Origin of the sequence: Streptomyces vulcanius, from assembly GCF_042653945.1 — a bacterium.
Taxonomy (GTDB): Bacteria; Actinomycetota; Actinomycetes; order Streptomycetales; family Streptomycetaceae; genus Streptomyces; species Streptomyces mangrovi.
In genome coordinates this window covers 1-5,607 of sequence record NZ_JBHSFK010000096.1, presented here as the reverse complement: position 1 = coordinate 5,607, position 5,607 = coordinate 1, and the positions used below count along the sequence as shown (strand labels likewise).

Sequence of the window (5,607 nt, the reverse complement as noted above, 5' to 3'; positions counted from 1 at the left end):
CCACATCACCCAACGCCATCCGCAACGCCTCAACGTCCACATCACCCGTCAACCGCACAGCCACAGGAATGTTGTAGGTCGCCGACGGACCCTCCAACTCCCCCAGGAACCACAACCGCTGCTGCGCAAACGAGACCGGTACCGCCTTGGGCCGTGTCATCGCCACCAGCGCGGGACGTGCCGCACCCGAATCCGTCAGCCGCTGCGCGAGTCCGGCCACGGTCGGCGCCTCGAACAGCGCCCGCATCGCGACTTCGACTCCCAGAGCCGTCCGGATCCTGTTGGTCAGCTGCACCGCGAGCAGTGAGTGGCCGCCCAGTTCGAAGAAGTTGTCGTCCACGCCGACCGTGGGCAGGCCCAGGACCTCGGCGAACACCGAGCACAGGAGCTCCTCCTGCACCGTGACCGGCCCCCGGCCACCGCCGGCCACCTGGTAATCCGGAGCAGGCAGAGCCCTACGGTCCAGCTTGCCGTTCACCGTCAACGGCAGCACATCCAGCACCACCAGCACGGACGGCACCATGTACTCCGGCAGCATCGCGCCGAGATGGGCGCGCACTCCGGCGACGTCCGCACCCTCCGGACCGCTCACCGGGACGAGGTAGCCGACCAGGCGCTTGTCCCCAGGGCGGTCCTCACGCACCACCACCACCGACTGGGCCACGGACGGATGTGCGCTCAGCGCGGCCTCGACCTCACCCAGCTCGATACGGAAACCACGAACCTTCACCTGGTCATCCGTACGGCCCAGGAAGTCCAGGACACCGTCCGGTCGCCATTTCGCCAGGTCGCCGGTGCGGTACATCCGCTCACCCGGAGTGAAGGGGTTGGCGACGAACCGCTGCGCGGTCAGCCCCGGCCGGTCGAGATAGCCGCGGGCCAGGCCCGCGCCGGCGAGGTACAACTCACCCGCCACCCCCGGCGGCACCGGCCGCAGAGCCGAGTCCAGCACATAGACCCGGGTGTTGGCGATGGGCGTGCCGATGTGCGGGGTGCTGTGTTCGTCGGCGGACAGGGGGTTGGTGATGGTGGCGCAGACAGTGGATTCCGTCGGTCCGTAGGCGTTGATGAGCCGACGGCCGTCGGCCCAATGGGCAACCAGGTTCTGGCTGAGGGCCTCGCCGGCGGTGATGAGGGTCGTGATCGACGGCAGACTGTCCGGTCCCAGGAGGGCCAGTGCGGCGGGGGGCAGGGTGGCGTGTGTGACCGACCGCTCCGCGACCAGGCGGACGAGCGCCTGGCCCGGCAGCAGGTCGTGCGGCGCGGCCGAGACGAGGCAGGCCCCGTTGCACAAGGCCATCACCATCTCCCAGGTGGCCGCGTCGAAGCTCGCCGAGGCGAACTGCAGCACCCGGCTACCTGCTGTGATCGCGAATTCCTCCGCCTGCGCGGCGACCAGGCTCGGCAGTCCTTGGTGGGTGACGGCCACACCCTTCGGCCGTCCGGTGGACCCGGAGGTGTAGATGACATACGCGGGGTGGGCGGGCAGCAGGGTGGTGCGGCGCTCGGTGTCGGTGGGGTCGGTGTCCTCGATGTCCCCGAGTGCGGTGATGGTCCGGGGGTCGTCGACGGCCAGGTGCGACACCTCTCCGCCGGTGAGGCGGGAGGCCAGATCCGTGCTGGTGAGCATCAGGAGGGGCTGGGCGTCGCTGAGGAGGTAGGTGATCCGCTCGGCGGGGTAGTCGGGGTCAATGGGCAGGTAGGCGCCGCCGGCCTTCGTCACCGCGAGGAGAGCGACGACGAGGTCGGCCGAGCGGTGCATCATGACCGCGACCAGCGACTCGGGTCCCACCCCGCGGTCGATCAGCAGCCGGGCGAGGCGGTTGGCGCGGGCGTTGAGTTCCGCATAACTCAGTTCCACGTCCTCGAAGACGAGGGCGGTCGCGTCGGGGGTGCGGGCCGCCTGGGCCTGGAACAGTTCCGGCAACGTCGCAGCGGGCACCTCCCGGGCGGTGTCGTTCCACTCGACCAGGACCCGGTTCCGCTCCGCGGGATCGAGGACCTCCACCGTGCTGATCTGCTGGTGCGGCGCTGTTTCCAGGGCGGCGACGACGCCTTCGGCGGCGGTATGGACCATGGCGCACAGTGATTCACCCGAGACGGGTTCGGCGACCTGCACGGTGAGGGTGAATCCGTCACCGGTGTCGTCGACGTTCAGCCCGATCGGGTAGTTCGTCCGCTCCTGGGCGTACAGCATCGCGATGCCGTCAAGGCTGTTGTCCGTTCCTGGCTCAGCGCTCCTGGAGTGCCGGTAATTGAACAGGGAGGTGAACAGCGGGGTGTCCGCCTGGATACCGCTGGCCTGCCGGGCCAGTTTCAAAGGGGCGTGTTCGTGGACGAGCAAGTCCGCCAGCTGGTTTTGCACCGACCGGACCGTGTCCATCACCTGCGCGCCGTGAGTCTGCACCCGTACCGGCAGGGAGTTGATGAACAGGCCCAGAACGCGGTCGGCGCCGCTTCCCGCGGCCATACGGCCGAACAGGACGGTACCGAAGACGACGTCGTCCCGGCCCGTGGTGGCCGCCAGAACCCGCGCCCACACCACGTGCAAGACCGTGGCCGGGCTCACGCCCAGCCGGCGTGACTGGTCCCGCAGTCGCCGCGCGAGTTCCGCATCCATCACGCGACGGGACTCCGCCACGCCGGTGCCGTCGCCGCGGACGTCGAGCAGGCCGAACGGCGCGGTCGGCTCGGTCACGTCCCCCAGCAGGGTGGAGAAGTACCTCTGGTGTTCCTCCTGCGCTACCCGCAGGCGGGCCTGGGCAACGAAGTTCCGGAACGGCAGAGGCGCGGGCAGGGTGTCCTCGCGGCCCGTGATGAACGAGCGCACCTCCTGCAGCAGCACGTCCAGGGTGGTGTGGTCCGAGATCAGGTGATGGGCCTGAACGAGTGCGAGCCACTGACCGTTCACCGGGTCGGTCGCCGTGTACACGCGGATCAGCGGTGCCTGGCCGATGTCCATCGATCCAGGACACGCGGCCAGCATCCGGCCGGTCACCTCGTCGTCAGGCCCCTCGGGCAAGTCAACGCTTTCCACCGGGATCGCAGCACGGCGCACTACCACCTGGACCGGTTCGCGCAGTCCTTCCCACAAGACGGCGGTCCGCAGGATGTCATGCCGGTCGACGACCTTCTGCAGTGCGTCCACAAACCCGTCGAGCCGCTGCCGGGAGTCGAAGCCCAACAGCACGGGCAGCACATACACATCGGTCCCGTCACCGGAGTCACCCATCAGGTGGTGGAAGAGGATCCCTTCCTGCAGCGGAGCCAGCGGGTACACATCCGCCAGGTTGCCCGCTCCGCCGGGAACCCGGGCCACGATCCGGTCGATCTCCCCGCGGGTCAGATCCACCAGGGCGAGCATGTCGGGAGAAATGGTCAGGGCGTTGTCCGGAATCCGGTTCTCCGGCACCGCCACCTCGGCCCGACCATCCGACGCAGCCAGTCCGGCAGCCGTGGGCGCCGCGAACAACGACCGCACGTCAACCGATATCCCCCGGGCGCGCAGCAGCTCGACCACCCGCACCGCGAGCAGTGAGTGGCCGCCCAGTTCGAAGAAGTTGTCGTCCACGCCGACCATGGGCAGGCCCAGGACCTCGGCGAACACCGAGCACAGGAGCTCCTCCTGCACCGTGGCCGGCCCCCGGCCACCGCCAACCGCCTGGTAGTCCGGAGCAGGCAGAGCCTCACGGTCCAGCTTGCCGTTCACCGTCAACGGCAGCACATCCAGCACCACCATCGCGGACGGCACCATGTACTCCGGCAGCATCGCGCCGAGATGGGCGCGCAGGGCAGCGGTATCGACACCGCCTGTGTGACCGGTGGCGGGAACGAGGTAGCCGACCAGGCGCTTGTCCCCGGGGCGGTCCTCACGCACCACCACCGCCGACTGGGCCACGGACGAGTGCGCAGTCAGCGCGGCCTCGACCTCACCCAGCTCGATACGGAAACCCCGGACCTTCACCTGGTCATCTGTACGGCCGAGGTATTCGAGTTGCCCGTCGGCGTTCCACCGGGCCAGGTCGCCGGTGCGGTACATCCGCTCACCCTGACCACCGAACGGGTTCGCGACGAACCGCTGCGCGGTCAGCCCCGGCCGGTCGAGATAGCCGCGGGCCAGGCCCGCGCCGGCGAGGTACAACTCACCCGCCACCCCCGGCGGCACCGGCCGCAGAGCCGAGTCCAGCACATAGACCCGGGTGTTGGGGACGGGCGTGCCGATGTGCGGGGTGCTGTGTTCGTCGGCGGACAGGGGGTTGGTGATGGTGGCGCAGACAGTGGATTCCGTCGGTCCGTAGGCGTTGATGAGACGACGGCCGTCGGCCCAATGGGCAACCAGGTTCTGGCTGAGGGCTTCGCCGCCGGTGATGAGGGTCGTGATCGACGGCAGACTGTCCGGTCCCAGGAGAGCCAGTACGGCGGGAGGCAGGAGTGCGTGTGTGACCGACCGCTCCGCGACCAGGCGGACGAGCGCCTGGCCCGGCAGCAGGTCGTGCGGCGCGCCCGAGACGAGGCAGGCCCCGCTACACAAGGCCATCACCATCTCCCAGGTGGCCGCGTCGAAGCTCGCCGAGGCGAACTGCAGCACCCGGCTACCTGCTGTGATCGCGAATTCCTCCGCCTGCGCGGCGACCAGGCTCGGCAACCCTTGGTGGGTGACGGCCACACCCTTCGGCCACCCGGTGGACCCGGAGGTGTAGATGACATACGCGGGGTGGGCGGGCACCAGGGTGGTACGACGCTCGACGTCGGTGGGGTCGGAGTCGTCGAAATCCTCGAGTGCGGCGGCGGTCCAGGGGTCGTCGACGGCCACGTAGGGCGGGTGGCCGTCGGTGAGGCGGGAGGCCAGATCCGCGCTGGTGAGCACCAGGAGGGGCTGGGCGTCGCTGAGGAGATAGGTGATCCGCTCGGCGGGGTAGTCCGGGTCGATGGGCAGGTAGGCGCCGCCGGCCTTCGTCACCGCGAGGAGAGCGACGATCAGGTCGATGGAGCGCTCCACCATGACTGCGACCAGCGACTCGGGTCCCACCCCACGGTCGATCAGCAGCCGGGCGAGGCGGTTGGCACGCTCGTTGAGCTCGGCGTAGGTCACCTCAGCGCCGGCGAAGGCCACCGCGGTCGCGTCGGGGGTGCGGGCGGCCTGGGTCTGGAACAGTTCCGGCAGCGTCACGGCGGGCACGTCGCGGGCGGTGTCGTTCCACTCGACCAGGATCTTCTTCCGCTCCGCCGGGTCCAGTACCTCGATGGCGTTGATGTGCTGGTGGGGGTTGGCGGTGACGGTGTCCAGGACGCGGACGAACCGTTCGGCCAGGGTCTCCACCGTTTCGCGGTCGAACAGGTCGAGAGCGTAGTCGATAACACCGTGCAGACCGGCCGGACGATTACCAGTACCGGTACCGGTATCGGTGTCGGTGTCGGTGTCGGTGTCGGTGTGGAAGGTCTCGCCCAAGGTGAAGGACAGGTCGAACTTGGCCACCGGCTCGCCGGCGGGTAGCGGTGCGGCGTCGATACCGGGCAGGTCGAGGACGGCTTGGGCGTTGTTCTGCAAGGCGAGCATGACCTGGAAGAGCGGATGGCGGGCCATCGAGCGGGCCGGTGCGAGGTCCT

Annotated in this window: 1 protein-coding gene; it reads right to left on the bottom strand. The window is 69.2% G+C overall.

The window, feature by feature from the left end:
* On the bottom strand, window positions 1-5,607 hold a 5,607-nt coding region (locus ACFPIH_RS55965; RefSeq protein WP_381187985.1), incomplete at both ends, for an amino acid adenylation domain-containing protein.